This is a genomic window from Cupriavidus sp. 05L411 (assembly GCF_056398045.1).
This window is the reverse complement of sequence record NZ_JBFTOQ010000018.1, coordinates 68,754-87,310: the sequence shown is the minus strand read 5'-3', so window position 1 is coordinate 87,310 and position 18,557 is coordinate 68,754. Positions and strand designations below refer to the sequence as shown.

Annotated in this window: 18 protein-coding genes, 1 tRNA gene and 2 pseudogenes; 10 read left to right on the top strand and 11 right to left on the bottom strand. The window is 62.9% G+C overall.

Annotated features, from left to right (window positions below):
* Positions 1 to 97: 97 nt before the first annotated feature.
* The 5 genes and pseudogenes from AC1DQR_RS21710 to AC1DQR_RS21690 all read right to left on the bottom strand — a co-directional run bounded on the left by AC1DQR_RS21710 (position 98) and on the right by AC1DQR_RS21690 (position 5,788).
* Positions 98 to 1,219: a sensor histidine kinase gene (locus tag AC1DQR_RS21710; protein ID WP_477133773.1), complete on the bottom strand. Its 1,122-nt coding sequence runs from the start codon at positions 1,217 to 1,219 to the stop codon at positions 98 to 100.
* A gap of 45 nt (positions 1,220 to 1,264) precedes the next feature.
* Entirely contained in the window at positions 1,265 to 1,984 is a 720-nt protein-coding gene (locus AC1DQR_RS21705; RefSeq protein WP_477133772.1) for a Crp/Fnr family transcriptional regulator, read from the bottom strand.
* Between the two features lie 121 nt (positions 1,985 to 2,105).
* Positions 2,106 to 3,107, bottom strand: a complete 1,002-nt coding sequence (locus AC1DQR_RS21700) for an amino acid--[acyl-carrier-protein] ligase (RefSeq protein WP_477133771.1) — start codon at positions 3,105 to 3,107, stop codon at positions 2,106 to 2,108.
* Positions 3,108 to 3,550: 443 nt separating this feature from the next.
* A pseudogene (locus tag AC1DQR_RS21695) lies at positions 3,551 to 3,986 on the bottom strand (LysR family transcriptional regulator); the annotation flags it as partial.
* A 119-nt stretch (positions 3,987 to 4,105) separates the two neighbouring features.
* A complete protein-coding gene (locus AC1DQR_RS21690; protein ID WP_477133770.1) occupies positions 4,106 to 5,788 on the bottom strand; it encodes a 2-isopropylmalate synthase in 1,683 nt (560 codons plus the stop codon).
* Between the two features lie 216 nt (positions 5,789 to 6,004).
* On the opposite strand from AC1DQR_RS21690, the gene AC1DQR_RS21685 reads away from it, so the two are divergent.
* The 9 genes and pseudogenes from AC1DQR_RS21685 to AC1DQR_RS21645 all read left to right on the top strand — a co-directional run bounded on the left by AC1DQR_RS21685 (position 6,005) and on the right by AC1DQR_RS21645 (position 11,638).
* Positions 6,005 to 6,877: an AraC family transcriptional regulator gene (locus tag AC1DQR_RS21685; RefSeq protein ID WP_477133769.1), complete on the top strand. Its 873-nt coding sequence runs from the start codon at positions 6,005 to 6,007 to the stop codon at positions 6,875 to 6,877.
* Between the two features lie 61 nt (positions 6,878 to 6,938).
* The gene (locus AC1DQR_RS21680) at positions 6,939 to 7,256 is read left to right on the top strand and encodes a helix-turn-helix domain-containing protein (RefSeq protein ID WP_416053370.1); all 318 of its coding nucleotides are present in this window, start codon (positions 6,939 to 6,941) and stop codon (positions 7,254 to 7,256) included.
* Positions 7,190 to 7,459, top strand: a pseudogene (locus tag AC1DQR_RS21675) (cupin domain-containing protein); the annotation flags it as partial. The gene AC1DQR_RS21680 and the pseudogene AC1DQR_RS21675, both read left to right, overlap by 67 nt.
* Positions 7,368 to 7,661, top strand: a complete 294-nt coding sequence (locus AC1DQR_RS21670) for an ATP-dependent Clp protease proteolytic subunit (protein ID WP_477133768.1) — start codon at positions 7,368 to 7,370, stop codon at positions 7,659 to 7,661. The pseudogene AC1DQR_RS21675 and the gene AC1DQR_RS21670, both read left to right, overlap by 92 nt.
* Before the next feature lie 138 nt (positions 7,662 to 7,799).
* The gene (locus AC1DQR_RS21665) at positions 7,800 to 8,687 is read left to right on the top strand and encodes a DUF4261 domain-containing protein (protein WP_416051801.1); all 888 of its coding nucleotides are present in this window, start codon (positions 7,800 to 7,802) and stop codon (positions 8,685 to 8,687) included.
* A 220-nt stretch (positions 8,688 to 8,907) separates the two neighbouring features.
* A complete protein-coding gene (locus tag AC1DQR_RS21660) occupies positions 8,908 to 9,108 on the top strand; it encodes a hypothetical protein (RefSeq protein ID WP_416051802.1) in 201 nt (66 codons plus the stop codon).
* A gap of 83 nt (positions 9,109 to 9,191) precedes the next feature.
* A complete protein-coding gene (locus tag AC1DQR_RS21655) occupies positions 9,192 to 9,917 on the top strand; it encodes a hypothetical protein (RefSeq protein WP_477133767.1) in 726 nt (241 codons plus the stop codon).
* A complete protein-coding gene (locus tag AC1DQR_RS21650; RefSeq protein ID WP_416051804.1) occupies positions 9,898 to 11,214 on the top strand; it encodes a hypothetical protein in 1,317 nt (438 codons plus the stop codon). The genes AC1DQR_RS21655 and AC1DQR_RS21650 overlap by 20 nt, the downstream gene beginning before the upstream one ends.
* Positions 11,215 to 11,242: 28 nt before the next feature.
* Positions 11,243 to 11,638: a hypothetical protein gene (locus AC1DQR_RS21645; RefSeq protein WP_416051805.1), complete on the top strand. Its 396-nt coding sequence runs from the start codon at positions 11,243 to 11,245 to the stop codon at positions 11,636 to 11,638.
* A gap of 21 nt (positions 11,639 to 11,659) precedes the next feature.
* On the opposite strand, the gene AC1DQR_RS21640 is transcribed toward AC1DQR_RS21645, so the two are convergent.
* The 4 genes from AC1DQR_RS21640 to AC1DQR_RS21625 are packed head-to-tail and all read right to left on the bottom strand — an operon-like array spanning position 11,660 to position 16,291.
* Positions 11,660 to 12,361 (bottom strand): DUF2894 domain-containing protein, encoded by a 702-nt coding sequence (locus tag AC1DQR_RS21640; protein WP_416051806.1) that lies wholly within the window; start codon positions 12,359 to 12,361, stop codon positions 11,660 to 11,662.
* The gene (locus AC1DQR_RS21635; RefSeq protein ID WP_174424293.1) at positions 12,354 to 13,001 is read right to left on the bottom strand and encodes an OmpA family protein; all 648 of its coding nucleotides are present in this window, start codon (positions 12,999 to 13,001) and stop codon (positions 12,354 to 12,356) included. Before AC1DQR_RS21635 ends, AC1DQR_RS21640 begins: the two co-directional genes overlap by 8 nt.
* On the bottom strand, positions 12,998 to 15,538 hold the full coding sequence (locus AC1DQR_RS21630; protein ID WP_477133766.1) for a DUF802 domain-containing protein: 2,541 nt from the start codon (positions 15,536 to 15,538) through the stop codon (positions 12,998 to 13,000). The genes AC1DQR_RS21635 and AC1DQR_RS21630 overlap by 4 nt, the downstream gene beginning before the upstream one ends.
* A gap of 9 nt (positions 15,539 to 15,547) precedes the next feature.
* On the bottom strand, positions 15,548 to 16,291 hold the full coding sequence (locus AC1DQR_RS21625) for a DUF3348 domain-containing protein (RefSeq protein WP_416051808.1): 744 nt from the start codon (positions 16,289 to 16,291) through the stop codon (positions 15,548 to 15,550).
* Between the two features lie 299 nt (positions 16,292 to 16,590).
* Between AC1DQR_RS21625 and AC1DQR_RS21620 the strand changes: the two genes are divergently transcribed.
* Positions 16,591 to 16,665 (top strand) — tRNA-Thr (locus AC1DQR_RS21620).
* A gap of 147 nt (positions 16,666 to 16,812) precedes the next feature.
* Here the strand turns inward: AC1DQR_RS21620 and AC1DQR_RS21615 are convergent.
* Both AC1DQR_RS21615 and AC1DQR_RS21610 read right to left on the bottom strand, forming a co-directional pair.
* Positions 16,813 to 17,634, bottom strand: coding sequence for a DODA-type extradiol aromatic ring-opening family dioxygenase (locus tag AC1DQR_RS21615; RefSeq protein ID WP_416051809.1), 822 nt, complete (start codon positions 17,632 to 17,634; stop codon positions 16,813 to 16,815).
* 25 nt (positions 17,635 to 17,659) lie between these two features.
* Positions 17,660 to 18,523: an IclR family transcriptional regulator gene (locus tag AC1DQR_RS21610; protein ID WP_477133765.1), complete on the bottom strand. Its 864-nt coding sequence runs from the start codon at positions 18,521 to 18,523 to the stop codon at positions 17,660 to 17,662.
* Positions 18,524 to 18,557 lie beyond the last annotated feature (34 nt).

Below are 18,557 nucleotides of genomic sequence, written 5' to 3'. Positions count from 1 at the left end.
TAATCGGCCATCCGATGGTCAAAGACCAACGCTCCTCGGCCGGAACAGAAATCGGGTTGAGGTGATAGTCCAGCTGTGTGCAATGCACCCATTAGCGTTACTCGCTACGAGGCAAGCGGACAGCAAACACCGTTTCTTCCTGATCGGACCGTGCTGTTATCTCGCCACCATGAGCTCGGGCAATCTCCCGCGCGATGTACAGGCCTAATCCTAGGCTGCCATCGGCGGCGTGGCTGCTTTCATGTTCGGGGGCCCGCTTTAGCGGGTCAAAGAGCTGAGCTAGGGTCGATTGCTCGATGGCTTGCCCGCTATTCCTGACCTCGAAACGAACTTCCCTCTCATCGCCGGCCACAACTACTCGTACAGGCTCGTCCGGTGCTCCGTACTTGATTGCATTCACCACAAGATTGCCAAGCAGCTGCTGCAGACGTCGTCCATCCCAAACACCCTGCGTGTCGCCCGCCACCTCAAGATTGATCCCGTGGCCAGGATGCGCAGCGCGTAACAGAGCTAATTCTTCGGCAAACAAATTCGCCAAGTCGACTTTGTCCGAGCCGAGATTGATTCGGAGGCCCAGCGTGGTTCGATTGAAATCAAGTAGATCGTCCAGGAGCGCCTTCAGGCGCGCACCGCTCTTGACCAGCCGCTGAGCGGCACCGGATACATTCTCCCCAGCTTCCACACTCGCGAGATAAGCCGCCGTTAACTGGATGATATGGAGGGGGCTTCGCATGTCGTGGCCGAGCATTCCCAGAAACAGGTTTCGAGCCTGGTCCACTTGCGCGGTGAAAAGACCGATCGATTCGGCCAGAGCCTGATCGATTGCCTCATTGAACCGGATCATGTCATCGAGATCAAGCAAGTCAAGCTGACAATCGTCTATCCATAGACGAAGAACGCTTGCACGCAGAGCGCGGTACTCAGCGGCGAGTTGGTTGATGTCGAAGCCGCTTCGCAAACGAAGATGGGCATGCGTCTGGGCAGCGGTTTCCGGAGCGTCGATCAATTGCAGGGCCAAGCCCCTCGATTTTTCTGCCTGGGCTATCTTGGTCTGGAATGTAGACAAGTCCTTCGCAACCGCCAGCAGAATCGCCTCGGCGTGGTCGCGCAATGCCGGCGGGGCCATACTCGCAGAAGCCGGCAATTGCGTACCCGCAAACGCTTCCCACTGCGCCAGGATGGCCTCCATGTCGTGCAGAATAAAATCAGCGAGTCGCATTCTTGCTATCGGGATCCGTAGGGGTTAACACGTGCCGGCCTGAGCTCAAATCGCTCGCAAGTCGGGCAGTAGCCGATCGCATTCTTGCTTCACGACGGCGTAGCATTCGCACACGCGCTCCTCCAGCCCCAGCCGGTCGAGTACCTCGATATGCCCATGGTGATAGCGAATCAGGCCGGCACTCTGCAGTTTCAGCGCAGCCTCTGTCACTCCGGACCTTCGTACTCCCAGCATGTTCGCAATTAACTCCTGTGTCATGCGCAGTTCGTTGGACGGCAAGCGATCCATGCTCAGCAACAGCCAGCGGCAAAGTTGCTGGTCGATTGAATGATGCCGATTGCAGACAGCGGTCTGTGCCATTTGGGTGATCAGTGACTGCGTATAGCGGAGCAGCAGTCGCTGCATTGGCCCACCTCGATTGAATTCCTGCTTCATGGCGGCGCCGCTCAGTTTATAGGCACGGCCTGCGCTTTGCACGATCGCACGGCTCGGTGTGGTTTCCCCTCCCATGAAAAGGGCAACGCCCACGAGGCCTTCATTACCGACAATCGCAATCTCGGCCGACGAGCCATCCTCCATGACGTAGAGCAGAGAAATGATTGACGTGGTCGGGAAATACACGTGATCGAGGCGATCCCCTGACTCGTAAATAACATGGCCTAGCGGCATGTCTATCGCCACCAGTAGCGGAGCTAGGCGAGCCCATTCCACATCGGGCAGAACGGACAAGAGATGATTTTCCCTAGAGTTTTCCTGCACGCGCATACGTCTGGCCTCTCGGTTCGTGCTGTGCCCCTTGCTGCACATATACGCAGCAGATGGCGGGGCGGCACCGCAATCTAAATATACGTCGCGCGACGAGAAGGGGAGCGGCGCTCGGCCGACTTCACATTCCGCCGAGCGTGGCCCGCACCCCCTTCGGCCAGTGCGCCAGATCGAAGCCATGGTGACGCAGCAACGCTAGCACCATGCGTTCGAGGCCGAACCCGGCGCAGCCGGTATGGGCCGGTGCGCCGTCGGCAGTGCGCAGCGCCCACACCTGGGCAAAGTGGTTCATGTGATAGTTAAAGCTCATGCACGCACTGGGCGGCGCGCCGTCGTGGATCGGCACAAGTAGCTCGAACTTGAGCTTGAGCTCGCGTTGGCTGTCGGCCACGATCTTGCCACAGCGACCGAAGAAGGGATCGTTGGCCAACCGCACCTCGTGCGGCAATTCGAGCAGTGCCGCGAACTGCCGGCCACGGTCTATCCAGAGCTGACGAAACGCGATCACTTGGTCGGCATTGCCCAGACGGACGTACTCGCGCTGGCGGAACATTTGCATGCGCATCGGGTCTAGCGAAGGTTCGTGGCGAAAGCAATAGGACATCGCGTCAACCACGCACCCTTCTGGCGGCATGACGCCGCGCCGCGCGATCACCGGGTAGATCGGATAGCATGCCGCCGGCGTCAGTACCACGCGCGTTGGGCGTTGTTCGTCGGCCCATTCCTCGCTGTCCTCCAAGCGCGCCAGCAGGCGATGATGATCGCGATCGTTGCCGTAGAAGCTATGCACAGTGCCGGCCAACTGCGGGAAACTCTTCAAGTACTCGCTCTTCTCGAAGTGATTGCGGGACATCCCCGGGGGAAAGCGCATCACCTCCGCGTGCTGATCGACGCCGAGCGCGGTGAAGGCAATATTCAGTCCGTCCACAATGGCCTCGAACTCGGCGCTGCGACCGTAAACGCCGTCAACCCCGCCAGGGATCAGCAGTCCGGCCTCGATCAGCGCCTGTAGGTAGCGATGCTGTCTTGCCTGCAAAGGTTGCGGAGCGCCGGCAGCAGGGAAGTCGCCATCGACCACCGACGCGGAATTCGCGCCATCGTGCGCACTGACTTTGGTATCCATGTCATGTCCCTCCGTTGAAACGCTCACGCCGGCAGAAGCCTGACGGTATTGGTCAGTTCCGTTCGTTGGAGAACATTGGCGGCGGCGGCGACGGAAAATCGTGCAGATGACGTGACCGAGGTACGCGGATCCAGCAGAGCGCCTTGGTTTGCCACTCCGAAACGAAAGCGCGGACCATCGTCATGCACCTCCTCCACCAAGCAACGTGGCCTGCGATGCGGTCCATGATTGTGCTGCCAGCGGATGCGGTATGTTTGCCTGCGCACACACGGATGCGGAAGCGGGTGGTTAATTCTGTTCCGTGTATGTGGCGCAGGAGATCGATGTCGTCTCTTGACTAGCGTTATCTGACCCTTGCGAGCGGTGGCACGATCTCGAAGGCTTCTGGCAATGGACTCGCTCGTTCCTGTCGGATGCGCTTTCGCTCGTCGGGAGGGTTCCCGCAGGTCGCAGGTGTCGTCCGGCAGCCCCTTGATCTGCTGCGACAGACGCACTTCGGACAGACGGATTTCGATGCCCGGCCCGTCTTGTCGGCATCGTGCCAACAGAGCGGAAAAGCGCGACGGTGTGAAGCCGTCGGACAAGGCAATACGCAACTGGCCTTAGAAACCGCTGGCCGCTTTCTTGACGCTATCGCGGGCCTGCTGCAAGGTCGTGAAGACGCGCGGGGCATTCTCCATGAACATGCGTCCTGCGCGGGGCAGTCGGGTGCTACGCGAGGTACGCGCAAACAGCAGCACGCCAAACTCTTCTTCCAGTTCCTTGACGGCCCGAGGCAGCGGCGACTGCTCGATATGCAGTCGCTCCGCCGCGTGCAAAGTGGAGCTCTTCAGCAACAGCCATGAAACAGCAGGTTCGCCGCCAAGCACTCCTCCTCATACAGATCATTTGCTTCTCTTCAGCATACGGTGCCTCCTGCGAACCGCAGTATGGCCGAGTATTACGCCGGCCATGCTGCAGTGGGTAACGACAGTCTGCGTGCTAAAGGACTCACTCGATCAAGAATGCACCCCTGCTTCAACCGCTTTGGAAAATCTCGCGGTAGCACTCAGTACCGCAAGCACCGACGCGGTAATGATGTTCGGATGCTTTCCCACGCCGAAGCGGGAACCCGGCACACCAGGCCATACCATTTCTACGATCGCCATTGCCAATGCATCCGCACCCGTGCTGAGGCTGCGCTCCTCGTAGCTGTCGATCCGCAATGGCAGGCCAAGGGCTGCGACCGTTGCCGCGATGGGGCCATTGCCCACGCCTTGGCGCGTAAGCACAGTTCCGTCCGGTGACCCCAGTTCCAGTTCAATGCCCTGGCCCTCCGGCGTATCGAACAGACGATGATGTCGATAGGCATGACCTACTTTGTCATCGCCATGGACAAGATAGGTTTTCTCGAAGACGGCCCAGATCTGCTCGCTGGTCAGCTCGGTTTCGCTGGCATCGGCCAGTTCCTGAACGATGGCGCTGAATTCGATCTGCATGCGGCGCGGTATCACCACGCCGTAATCGCGTTGCAGGAGAAACGCAATGCCGCCTTTGCCCGACTGGCTGTTGACACGTACGATGCTGTCGTAGGTGCGTCCCAGGTCGTGCGGATCAAGCGGCAGATAAGGAACTCGCCAGATTCCGTTGGGGTCTTGCGCGGCAAAACCTTTGGCAATGGCATCCTGATGCGAACCGGAAAAAGCGGTAAACACCAGATCGCCGACGTAGGGATGACGCGGATGAATAGGCAAGGCGGTGCATTCCTCGGCAATGCGCGCGACCGCGGCAATGTCGGAAAAATCCAGTCCCGGTGCGATGCCCTGCGTGTACAGGTTCAGTGCCAGCGTCACGACATCCAGGTTGCCGCTGCGCTCGCCATTGCCGAACAGGCAGCCCTCGACCCGCTGCGCGCCCGCCAGCATCGCCTGCTCCGCGCAAGCGATACCTGTCCCGCGGTCGTTATGCGGATGCACAGACAGCACGATATGCTCACGCCGCTCCAACCTGCGGTGCATCCATTCGATCTGATCTGCAAAGACATTGGGCGTGGAAACTTCGACCGTCGTGGGGAGATTGACGATCATGGGCCGTTGCGGTCCGGCATCCCATGCCCGGATGGCGGCATTGCACACGGCGAGCGACACATCCAATTCCGCCATGCAGAAGGTCTCGGGAGAATACTGGAGCACCCATTCCGTTTGCGGATGTTGCGCGATCAGCTTTCCGAACAACGCGATATGGTGCTCAACCATCTCGACGATCTGCGGCACGCTCATGCCGAAGACGATTTCGCGCCAGGCCGGAGCGATGGCATTGTAGAAATGCACGATCACCCGGCGCGCGCCTTGAACGCTGCGTACGGTTTCCTCGATCAGGTCTTCGCGCAATTGCGTCATGACCATCGGGGTCACGTCGTCCGGTATGAGACTGGCGTTGATCAAATGACGCACGACCTCGAAATCGGTTTTGGACGCAGCGGGGAATCCCACCTCGATTTCCTTGAAACCGATGCGTACCAATTCGTTGAGCAAGCGCAGCTTGCGCTCGCGATTCATCGGCTCGAACAGAGCCTGATTACCGTCTCGCAGATCGGTTGAAAGCCAGATGGGGGCCTGGGTCAATGTGCGCGATGGCCACTGCCGATCCGGCATGTCGATGACCGGAAACGCACGATACTTTGAGGAAGGATTTGCCAACATAAAAACCTCGAATAGGGAATCAAGAACGCCTGATTCCCCTGCTTGGAGGAAGCTGGCCGAGGTCGGGGTCAGGGGGAATCAGGATGGGTCATGACGCAGGTGAATGCGTCCAGACCCCGACCGGGTGTCAGACGTAGTAGCAGTCGCGAAAGAAGCAGGAAAGCGCACATGAGCTTGTCGTAAACATGATCTCCTGATGGGAATATAGGCTTGACCATGATGTCCATCTACAGAACAATGGACATATTCTTTATCAAAATGGACATTCAGCTCGAAATGGGATTTGCTTCTCCGCCAGGAGGTGCCCAGGCACTCGACCTCAACGATCACGAGTCTTCCGATTTGCCCGTTACGGGCGTGGTAACCCGATACCCGGCGGGCCATGTCGTGCCAGAGCATTCACACCGCCGGGGACATCTGCTTTATGCCGCCGAAGGTGTCCTGCTGATCGAGGCTGCCACGGGCCGCTGGCTGGTCCCCTCCACGGCTGCAGTCTGGTTGCGGCCTGGCATACCCCATCGCCTGGTCATACCGGTGCCTGTAGAGGTCCATGGCATCTTTATCCACGAAGATTCGGCGAAGCACCTGCCGGCGGAGGACAGCGTTCTCCATGTCTCCACCTTGTTGCGGGAGCTGATCGGCGCATTGACGTTCCTGGATCTCAAATCCACTCATTCAAAACGCGAGAAACTTCTGGGAGAATTGTTCATGGAGGAATTGGGCTTACAGCGCCCCCTGCCATTTCATCTGCCCTGGCCGTCCGATGCGCAAATTCAGCGGGTGTGCGACATGCTGGTTAGCGATCCCGCCCATCCTGCGATGGCAGACGATTGGGCTGCGACACTGGCCATGAGCACCAAGACATTCCATCGTCGCTTTCAGAAAAGCACGGGACTGACATTTGGACGGTGGCGCCAGCAGATGCGACTGATGTCCTCCATGACCCTTCTCCTCGAAGGTGCGCCCATTACGCAGGTCGCGTTAAACAGCGGGTATGAAAGTCATAGTGCCTATGCCGTCGCCTTCAAAAAGCACTTCGGGCTTCCACCGTCCGAGTTTTTTGTTTCGGTCCATCGTCCGGGATCGTAAGTGCGTCTTTGGCACCATCCTTCAACGACGAAGATAGGTTGGCGAAGGCTTCGATTCTGGCATTCGGCGCCTCGATGCGGTGCGCCGCATGCTGCTCGGCGGCACCTCGCTCGCGCACGCCGCTGCGGCCGCGGGTTTTGCTGATCAGAGCCACATGACGCGACATTTCGCGAGGACATTCGGGCTGACGCCGGGGCGCTGGCTCCAGATCGCGGGTGGCGTCAAGCGTGGCAGAGAACACCCACGATCGTTCAATACGGCAGCAATTAACATGCGTATCGTCGAGGTATCAACCCTTGAGCGGAGAGAACGATGTCCCAATCCCCGAACCACACTGCCGTGCCGGCCGAGCGCGGCCAATGCCAGACCATCGACCTGACCGGCAAGCTCGCGCAGATCGACGGTCACTGGCAATCACGCGTCGTCGTTGAAATGAATGACTATCAGTTCGACGTCGTGAAGGTCGAAGGCGATTTCCTGTGGCACCGTCATGCTGACACCGACGAAACGTTCATCGTGCTCGAAGGCGAGTTGCGCATCGATTCTTTTCCGGCCGCCGCTGGGCGGGTTTCAAGGGCAGGCGTCGGATTTCCTCATTCATGCCGAGGAGATGCAGCGGACCAAGCATCGTGTCACCCGGCTTTATGCCGAACATTGCGGGCGCACCTACGAGGAGGTCGAGCGCACCCTTGACAGAGACCGCTACATGACATCGGAGCAAGCGCTGGAATGGGGGCTGATCGACCGCGTTCTCACGCAACGGGAGCCGACATCGTTGCGGTGAGCGAGCGAGCCGAGCTTCCTGGCGCTGGCCAGGCGAACTCCGATCTTGATGCGGGAAGGCGACAACTGTGATTGCGGCCTGTAAACTGGCGGCGCGATGCGTGGATATCGCGCTTACCTCACTCCGCCCGTACAACAGATGAACATCTTCTCCCGCTACTTCGGACGCGCCGACGAATCTGCCGATGCCACCGCCCTGACCGCCAACGCCGCTATCGAGAATCCGCTCAGCCTGCAGGTGCTGTTCCGCGGACCGCTCACGATGCAGGCGGCTGCGTTGACGACCGCCTTGCGCGCCTTTCATCCCTCCATGAGCAAGGCCCGCGCCGAGATTGCGCCAGACATGCAGGAGTTGTTCGGGCTCATCGGCTGGGGCAAGCACGTGGTGCGGCTGATCGGTTTCGATGCCCCTTATCCGCAGGACTCGCTCGAAGCCTGCGTAGCGCCTGCGGCCTACCCGGCGCAGGTCAAGGACGAGGTACGTGCGCACACCAGCCACATCATCCTGTACTACGCTGGCTTTGACGACAATCCGCTGGAGCAGTACGTAGCGCTCGCCGCCGTAGCCGGCGCCCTGGCGGGCTTCGGTGCGCTGGCGGTGTTGAACGAACACGCACGCACCTCACTGCCCGCCGGTATCCTGGCGCCAGACAGTCTTGGCAGCGAGAGCCTGGAATTGCTGCGCAGCCTGCCGCTCAATGCCCTTTACTGCGGGTTCGTCAAGTATGAAGTGCAGGATGTACAGGGCGTGTGGATGCGCACCTATGGCGGCGACCTGTTCGGACTCCCCGACTTTGCTGTGCTTGCCAGCGGGCACGAAGAAGGCCAGCGGTATGCCGACATCTTCAACAACATCATGGGCTATATGATGGAAAGCGGCGCGGAGCTGGCGGCCGGGCATACCATGCAGATCGGCGAATCCACCTATATGAAACTGCGCGAGCCGGCCGAGGTGGAGTATTTCCTGGATGGCCCCGGAAAGGTGCTGGTTGCAGAGGTGATTACGGAGGCGCAGATCAATCTGTAGCACTGCGTAACGGTTGCCGCTTGACGAACATTTGCGTGGCCCGGGGCCGGCGTACTCCTTCTCACGCGCCTTCGCGCGCGCAGGTGCGAGGCAGCCTGGCCGCGCGACAGTGGCGCTGCCGCGAACGCATCATCCACACACTCAATGGAGAGTAGACATCGAAGACATCGCGTTTGGCCTCGGCCTGCTTGTGGGGGGCATTTCCGCAGCCGTCGGGAGCATGCGGCTGCGCGCGGTAATATGGCGCGTGGTTTTGCCGGCCAGCATGGCAATCGCGGCATTTGCCGCTGCGACAATCTGGGGGCGACCGTACTCGGGCCTTCTGGTTTTGTTCATCAGCGTGGCCACCGGCAGTGGTTATCTGATCGGCATGCTGGCAACGCTTTTCGCGCGGCGCGCCATCCATCGAAGAACGGGTTGACGCGCGGATGAACCAATGCGCCGGGCTGTCGCTGATCCAATTGCCTCGTCACCTTTGAAGTGCTTACACCGAATCCCACCTGAATGCCCACCGCCTTGCAAAGACGCCTGACCACCCTGCGCCGCGCCGCGCAACAGAAGAACCACTTCGCCGTCGACATCATGAGAACACGACCTGGCAAGAGCGCAGGCATCCGGGCGCTGGCCTTCTGGATGCTCGCTCTTCTGTTCACGACGTCCGCATTCGCTCAGCAGTTCGACCGCGCGGCGCAAGCGCAGCGTTATCGCGCATGGCAGCAGCAATTCGAAACCGACTTCGCCACGCTGCAGCAGCGGCGCAGGGCGGACGCGCAGATCACTGAGGCGCAGATCGAGCAGGTTTTCGCAAAGTCAGTCGTGCCGGAATCGCGTGCCGTGCCGCTATTGAAGGCTCTGGCGGAACAGAGCGACATTAGCGCGGGCAGCGGCTTCGCGGTGGTGGGTGCGGGGCGCATCTTCTTCGACCTGCTGCGCGACGCGGTGCCGGCGGGTGACGGCGGCATCTATCCGGAGAACGAAGCGACGATCGGCGCGCACAACCTTAGCGTCTGGTATATGCACATCAACGGCGGCGGTGGTGACACCACGGAGCGCTACTTCAGCGACCCCAAGCGCTTCGAGCCCTATCGCCTGCCACCGGCAGGCAGGTTTGAGCGGCGTGCCTATCCCTTCCTGCTGATGGATGACAAGAGCGGCGCGTTGCGCCTGGGCGGCGTCAGCGCCGAGTTCTGGAACCTGGTGTCCTACCTCCATGCCACGCAATTTCAATAGGCCTAGTCCAGCGCAAACGCTGGCACTGCTGCTCGCGCTTTCCGTCTCGCCGGTCGCTCACGCCGTGTGCGATCCGGCGGCCAGCGCCTCGGCTGCGATGACGCGGGTTGTGGTGGACTTTCCGCTGGACGAAGCGGGCACGCTGCTGGGCCTGGATGGCGCGCGCGTCAAGTCGGACAACCTGGACACGCCGTTGCGCATCTCCATTGCCGGCCGCGCGCGGGCTTTGCTATGGGCTGAGCAGGTCGACTGGTCGGTCTACGGCCTGCCCACGGACCAGCGCGTGGGCCCAACCGTGCTGTACTTCGATGATGCGGGCGACAGCGCGCGCCGCCTGTGCCGCGTGGAGCAGTACCGCTTCACCGAAGCGTTCGAACAAAGGCGCGAGGCGCTGCTGAGTCCGGCGCAGAGCCTTCGCTACGCATCGGAGCGGCGGCACGGCCAGCCGGGCAATCGCGCCAACGATGCGCGTGCGGCCGGGCCTGAAGACTACAAGCTGGAGCGCACGCTCGTCCTGCGCTACGACGGCGCGGCACGCTTGGCTGGGTTCGACACGTATGACAGCGATGACGACGCGCCGCCGCCGCTGTCCGGCCAGCATTGCCTACGCTACGACAAGGCGGGCTGGCTTGCCTCGTCGGGTGAAGGGGCGTGCGAGTCCGGCTCCGGCGAGACGGCCGCGCTGCGCTATGTGCATGATGCCGATGGCCACCTGCTGCGCATGATCCAGCGCGATGCCCATGGGCGACGTGTGCAGGTGCGCACCTTCGACGTGCAAGGCAAGCCACAGCACCTGTATGTCAAGGAAAGCCCGAGCGAGGGCTACTCGTCGATGAACGCAGGCCTGCCCTATCGCTTGCCCGAAAGCCTGGGTGCCCAGGAGGGGCGGGGCTCAAGCTATGCCGCGAGCAATCCCGCGCAATACACCATGGTACTGAACGGCCCGGACTGGCGTGTTCCATCGGTGGAGTCCTGGCATTACCCATGGAAGATCCTGCTGCTGCCCGGCGACGAGGCCGCGGGCGACATGATGGCGTTCAGCGCCGGGCAGCGCGAGGTGCTCGCCGCTGGCAACAGCGGGCGGGGCAGCGACATCCGCCTCACCGCGCAACAGAAGCGCAAGATCTGGGAAACCGCGCGCGCGCGTCCGGGCCGGGTGTTCTGGAACTATGCGCCGGGGCAGGACCTAGTGCTGGTGGCGGCGATGCCGGAGGCGTTGTGGCGGCAGTGCGCGGATACATCGGAGCTCACGGCGCAGGCTTGCGAAGCGCCGCCGATCGCCACAGGCAAACGCTAGATAGACGACCAAGCAGACAGATCAAGCCATGCCAAGCGTTTCATTCTCCATCCGTCTTCTATTTGCCTGCTGTCTTTTGATCGCGACAGCCAATCACGTGCGGGCAGATTTTCAACATGGCTTTCTCTGGGACTACGGCTATGAGAATGGCGCGTACTGGGCCAGCCGGGTGTTCTGGGGCGCGCTGACGTTTGTCGATCCTTTGGCGGCACTGCTTCTTTTCGTCAAACCAAGGGTGGGCATTGCTCTCACCGCGGCAATCATCATCCTCGACGTCGTCCACAATACGTTTTACGTCGCATTGAATCGGCAATGGCTCGAGCCGTTCTATCTTTCGCAGGTGGCGTTCCTTCTGGCGGTGCTGCTGCTCTCGCCTGTGGCGTGGCATCGTACGGCTCGCCGGGATGAATCGAGCCGATATTGACCCGCCGTCCCCCAAGCTGCGCTAGCGCGGCCTGCTGCGAGCGCTCGGCTTGATGCTCCCGGCGCGCGGCGCGTCTTTACCTGCCATGGCACCGCCGCCGTTCATCTGCTCCATCCACGACAAGGCGTCGACGTACGACAAGAACTGGTGGAGATATTCAGGCGACAGTTCGCGCATCAGGGAGAGCGAGCGATGCACGAGGCGGCTCGAATTGAGCGGGCCGGCATTATCGGGCACTTGCTCCAGCGACTGCCGCAACCGTCGATCGGTGCTGACCCTGGACCAGGTTTCCCGGAAGTAGTCGAGCACCTCCATGTCCGGTAAGGACGCGCGACGGGGCACGCCAGCAATCGCTGCGGGGGCGCCGCGATCCGACGGCGCCCGGATGGCGATGTAGTTGACCAGTCCGGCCAGCGGCCCGCGAGGGGGAGCGCCTGGCAATGCTGTGCCGCCGACGTTGCCGTCCTTGCTGTCGTTGCAACCGGCGCTTTCGAGATCACCGGCATAGGCTTCGAGCAGTTTGGCCAGCCTGGTGTCCAGGATGTGTCGCGCATCGCCGCTGTGGGCGGCCGCGCGTCGGGCCAGCGCTTCGATGAATCGAAAGCGGACAGGATTCAGGCGATCGGCGCCACGCGCACGCCATGCGTCGAGCGTGGCAAGGGCGTCGTGGCTTTCGCCACCAATCTTGCCGCCGATCTCGCCACCAATCTCGCCACTAATCACGCGGCTTCCCCGTTTCGTTGGACGGCCTTGGAATCGGTGCGATTTCCACGCGCCGGTTCTTGGCCCGTCCCTCGTCGTTGGCATTCGAGGTCACGGGCTGCTCGGCGCCGAAGGCGGCCGCGAAGACCGAGGAGGGCGGGACGCCTTCATCGATCAACGCGCGGGTTACCGTCAACGCGCGCTGGGCGGACAGCTCCCAGTTGTCGGCAAAGCGGCGGTTGGCCTCGCGCATCTGGCGGTCGTCGGTAAATCCGCTCACCATCAGGATCTCCTCGCGGGCCTGGAGGTAAGCGGACAGCGGCGCGGCCAGGCTCTTCAACACCTCCCGGCCTTCGGGCTGCAATTGATCGGAATTGAGGGCAAACAACACGCTGCCCTTGATGCCGATGCGCCCGTTGACCAGCGTCACCCGGCCCGCAGCCAGCGGGCCAGCCAGCGCTTGCTCAAGGGCCTCGCGGCGATGCTTCTCCACTTGCCGCTGCTTGACCTCCTCCTCCAGCCTGGTCGAGAGTTCCAGCTGCACGCCGATGACGCTCACGAGGATCAGCACAAAGGCGCCCAGCAGTACCGACATCAGATCGCCGAAGACGGCCCAGATCGGCACGGTCGGCTCCACGCCGGCGTCGATCTCCTCGCTCATGCCGCTTCAGCGCTGGCGGGCGCCCGCTGTCCTGCGAGATGTTGCAGGTTTTCGACGATCTGCTTCTGCGACAGCATGCTCAGGTCGATGACTTCCCGGGCCTGTGCGACGTAATAGGCAAGCTGTTCGTCGCTACGCGCGGCGGACTTGTCCAGCGCGGCTTCGATGCGCTGCAGGTGAGCCACCAGCTTGTCGTTCGACTCGCCGAACAGCTGCACCGCCATGCCGAAGGCTTCGCCCAGGCTTGCCACCTCGACGGCGCTGCCGGTGACCTGCGCGGCGACGGCTTCCAGCTTTCCGGCTTCCGCCTCGACCTTGTCGGTGAACCGGGTGCCAACACGATCCAGGAGATCCGCCGTCGTGCCCACCAGCGCGTCGACGGCCGTGCGCTGCTCGGTGGAGGCATGGTTCACGGCATCGAGCAGGGTTTCGAGCGTTTCCAGCAAGCGGCCACGCTCCTCCAGCATCGCGTTGTCGCGGACCATGCTGTCCGAGAGCTTCTGGCGCAGTTCGCCAATGACATCGGCGGCTGCCTTGGGGGCTTCCGAAGCGGCTTGCACGAGCCGGGCGATCTCGGCGATGGTGTTGCTGGCGTGCGCCTGCGTCTGGGCCGAGATGTCGCGCGCGGTTTGCGCCAGCGTGTCGCAGAYTTCCTGCTGCCGGCTGRCGTTGTGCGTGCCTGCCTGCTCCCACTCCTGGCGCAGCGTTGCGGCCATTGTGCCGAGCGTATCGGTCCAGGCCGCCAGCCGCTGCTGGTCCCGCGCTGCCAGTTCCGCTTGCAGGTCCGCATGCGACTGGCCCACGGTGCGCACCAGCGACGCCGAGTGCTGCTCGAACGTCGCCGCGGCCGCCGCCAGGGCGTGTTGGTTGTCGCCCGCCAGTTTTTCGCTGACGCGCTCGTGCTGGGAGAGCGCGTTGTTCCACGCTTCCGACATGCCGCYTGTCGCGGTCTCGAGGCGGGCGGAGACGCTTTCCAGCAGYYTGGGGGCCGCCGAAGCGGCTTGCACGAGCCGGTCGATCTCGAYGAGGGTGTTGCTGGCGTGTGCTTGCGTCTGGGCGGAAATGTCGCGCACGCTCTGCGCCAGCGTGTCGCAGATTTCCTGCTGCCGGCTCGCGGTGTGCGCGCCCGTCAGTTCCCACTCCTTGCGCAGCGTCGCAGCCAGCGTGCCGAGCGTATCGGCCCAGGCCGCCAGCCGCTGCTGGTCTCGCGCTGCCAGTTCCGCTTGCAGGTCCGCATGCGACTGGCCTACCGTGCGAACGAGTGCCGTCGATTGCTGCTCCAGGCTCACTGCGGCCGCCGCCAAAGCGTTTTGATTGTCGCCCGCCATTTTCTGGCTGACGCGTTCGTGCTGGGAGAGCGCGTTGTTCCAGGCCGCCGACAGGCTGCCGGTCGTGGCTTCCAGGCGGGTGGAGACGCCCTCCAGCAGGCCTGCGGAGCGTTGCTCGAAGGTGTCGGTGAACCGGGAGAGCGAGGTGCGCAGGTCCTGGGTAAGCGCTTCGCTCGATCGCTGGTGCCCCGCCAGCGCATCGTTCCAGATGCCGGCCACGGTGGTGGTGGTCGCCTCGAAACCGGTCGACAGGCCGTCCAGCTGCCGCTGCACGGCCTGCGTGACGGTGTCTTGCAGCGCGGCTGTCCCGCGCGCGAGGCTCGCCATGGTGGCCTCCACCGCCGGCTGGAGCGCMGCACCGGCGGCGCGGGCGCTATCGGCGACGCTCTCCTTCAAGGATTGCTCCACCGAGGAAGCCAGGCGGGTGTACGCGGCCTCGGCCTTGCCGTGGAAAGCGTCCTGGCTGGCGAGCTGGCGCTCGTGCAAGGCCAGGCTTTGCTGTTCCATGGCCGCCATCATGGCCTGCAGCCGATCGACCAAGGTGGGCATCACCTCGGCCTGCCGCTGCAGGAGCTTGAAGGTTTCCTCGCGCTGGTGGGACAGCGAGTAGATGCGCAATGTCGTCGCGATCCTGGTGTCGAGCATCTGCGCCGCTTGTGTCCGCTCGCGGCGGCACAACGTCGAAAGCAGCCCCAGCATCGCGGAGGTGGCTACACCCGCGACCGAAGTGCCGAATGCAAATCCCAGGCCCTTGACCGGCGCGGCCAGCGAGGCGCGGATGGCCTGCAAGTCCGTCGCGCTTTCCAGCGCCATGCCGGTGCCTTTCAGGGTGGCCACCATGCCCAGGAACGTACCCAGCATGCCCAGCAACACCAGCAAGCCCACCAGATACGGCGTGAGCGACGGACCCGGCAACCCCACGCGCTCACCTTCGATGCGCAGGCGCGTCGCATTGCGCAGGCTCGCAGGCAATAGCGTCAGCCAGGCATCCAGGCTGGCCGGCGGCTCGGACAGGCCAGCTATGGCCCGCGCCAAGGTGGACGTGGCCTGGTGATAGCGTCGCAGCTCGAGTGCGCCTGCCACGTAGCAGGCGCCGATCAGCATGGTGACAGCCAGCGCCAGGGTGTTCGAGCCGGCGTAGCCGACACCGATCCAGCACACTGCGGCCAGACCGACCAGAAAAACAGCGAAATTAAGATATCTGGACATGGCGTCCTGTTAGCTGGAGCGAAGGGCGGCAAGCAGCCCTTCGACCGGTTGAAAACGAATATCCAGTTCGGCAAGCAGTACGCTGCGCATATCCCTGCGGAACACGTCCAGCCATGCGCCGGACGTGACCGCCGCGGGCTCGCCCGAGGCCTGGGCGTCGGCCAGCATTGCCTGCTCGGCCTGGCGCAAGCGCGCGAAGTGACCTTCCAGCAATGCGGGCACGCCACCAAGCAGGCTGCGCTCGCGCGCACCCAGTGCTCCCTCCATGACGGCATCCACCGCTGCGAGCTGCGACAGGGCGGGCGTCCTGGCGGCCAGCATCGCCCGCAGGCGGCCGCGCAAGCTGCCGATATCGGTCTCCATCGCCTGCTGCATCGATAGATAACGCTGACGATAAGTCGCGTAATCGACCGCTGCATCCATGGAATCTCCCTGGGCAGGCGCTTGCGGTTGCCCGCGCCGCTTGGCGGAGGCAACTGTGCTATCGCCTGCAATGGCATTCGCCAGCGCGGTTCGCACACGGTCGCACGCAAGCGCCTCGGCGCTGCCGAAGGCGCGCGCGCCGGGGGCTACCGACGGCGGGTTGCCGTTCAGGGCCGTGGACAGTTCGATGGCATCGGCCCAGCCGAGCCACTGGCTCAGTCGGTCCGAGAGCGATTGTCTGGGTTCGGGAACATCGACGTCCGCAAGGCGCGCAAGCAAGCGAATGAGCGTCGGGCCGCTGCAACCTGTGTGCTGTGGAGCTTGCACCATACCGGCTGAATCAAAAACCCTGCAGTTTACACGCCAGCGAGGGGTGGACCTACCGCATTTCGCTTTGAATTGCGAATACCCACGCAGAGTCGCATCGGAATCACATGCCGAGAGATATTTCGGCCGGAACAGAGAGGGAAACTTTCGCGATTAAGGGGTTGCCGAGCAGGGTCGATTAGTCCATAATGCAGTCCATTGATTCGGTGGGGACTCAAAAAAATCCTTAAAAATCAATGGGTTAGAGTGATTTTTGGTGGTAAGAATAGGGCAGTAACGTAGTAAAGCAACGCGTAATCGTTGCCCATGTGGCTCAGTGGTAGAGCACTCCCTTGGTAAGGGAGAGGTCGGCAGTTCGATCCTGCCCATGGGCACCATGTATTTTCCCCAGGTCCCCAGGTTCGCGTTCTTCGCGCGGGCTCATCAAGCTAGCTGGCGCCGACAAGCTGTTCCTCCCGGCCCACGCCACTTTCGCCAATGCGGAATCACCGCACCGGCTGCCTTCAAGTTTCACATTTCAGGTTTCAGCTTCCCCCGAACATAAAGCTCGACACGGTGATGCCGCCGGCGAAGTCGTCTTCGTGGTAGACGCGCGTGGCAATGTCGTCTTCGGCCGCGCCCACGGCAACCATCAATGGCAACAAGTGCTCTTCTCGCGGATGCGCCTGCCGGGCGGCGGGTGCGTTTTCCCAGTCCGTCAGCGCGGCAGTGCGCTGCGCCGGGGTGGTTGTCGTCAGCGCTTGCTGGAGCCAGGCATCGAATGCGGCCGACGGCGCTTTCCCAGCGGGGCCGAATGCGCGCAGGTTGTGGTAGCTCAGCCCGCTGCCCACGATGAGGATGCCTTCGTGGCGCAGCGGCACCAACGCTCGCCCGAGTGCGAGATGCGTTTGCGGATCGAGCCCGCGCTTGAGCGAGAGCTGCACGGTCGGCATATCGGCGTCGGGATAGATGGCGGCCATCGGCGCAAACATGCCATGGTCGAAGCCGCGCAGCGGATCGAGCCGCGCGGCCAGGCCGGCGTCCTCGAGCAAACCTTGCACGCGCGCGGCGAGCTGCGGTGCGCCCGGTGCCGCGTACTGAATCTGGTAGGTGTAATCCGGGAAGCCGTAGTAGTCATAGATCATGGGCGGCTTTGGGTTGGCCATGACCGTGAATTCCGGCTCTTCCCAGTGCGCTGAAATCATCAGGACGGCCTTGGGTGCAATGCCCGTGCGTTGCACCAGTTGGGGCATCTGCCGCAGCGCGGCCTTGAGCTTGTCGTAGCGGCCGCCCATCTGGTCCTCCATCCAGGGCCAGGGCCCGCCGCCGTGCGAGATGAAGAATGTGGGGAGTGCAGGCGTTGTCATCCGGGCGTCTCCTGTTGACGTGGTGTCAGTGTGGGTGGCGCTGCCCGGCGGCGTTGCCGAGCAGGCCGGACAAATCGCGCGCGGCGCGCTTGACCTCGCGCTCCACGCGTTCGCGAAGATCGGGGTCGCGCTCGAAACGAATGTCCGGGCCGGCCACGCTGATGGCAGCCACCGTCGCGCCGCTGGCGTCGAACACGGGCGCCGCGCAAGAGTCGATGCCGGGCTCGAACGCAGAGAAACTCCAGGCGCAGCCGCGCTCGCGGTCGGCGGCGAGGATGTCGCCCAGGCGGGCATACGTGGCCGGGCTTTGCCCGGTGACGGTCGCCAGCGGTTCCTCGCCGAGACGCTCGCGCAGCGTGTCTTCCGGCAGGCCGGCAATCAGCATGCGGCCGGGCGTGGTGAGGTGCGCCGGCACTCGGCTGCCAACCTGGATATTGCTGACCAGCGAGGTCTGCGGCATATCGCGCAGCAGGTAGAGCACGTCGCCGCCATCCAGCACGCCGAGATAGGCGGAGAGCCGCAGCGATTCGCTCAGGGTGGCCAGCACGCGCCGCGCAAAGACCGTGAGATCCTTGCCTGCCAGCACCTTTGCGCCCAGCTTGAGCAGAGCGAAGCCCGCCTGGTGGCCGCCCTGCGGCAGCCGCTCCACCATGCCTTCGTGCTCCAGCGTGGCGAGCAGGCGCATCACGGTGACGCGGTTCACGTCGATGCGCCGGCCGACTTCGCTCAGGTTGGTGGTGGAGCCGCCTTCCGCGATAAAGCGCAGCAGGCGCATGGCGCGGATCACCGGGCTGACCAGTTGCGTCTTGTCTTCGTCGCCGCCGTCGGCGAGATCGGCGGCATCGCTTGCGTCGGGCACGGGCTGGTTCAGCTTGGGGTTCTTGCTCATCGGTTCCGTGGAAGGGGGGGCGGCGAGGTCAGCC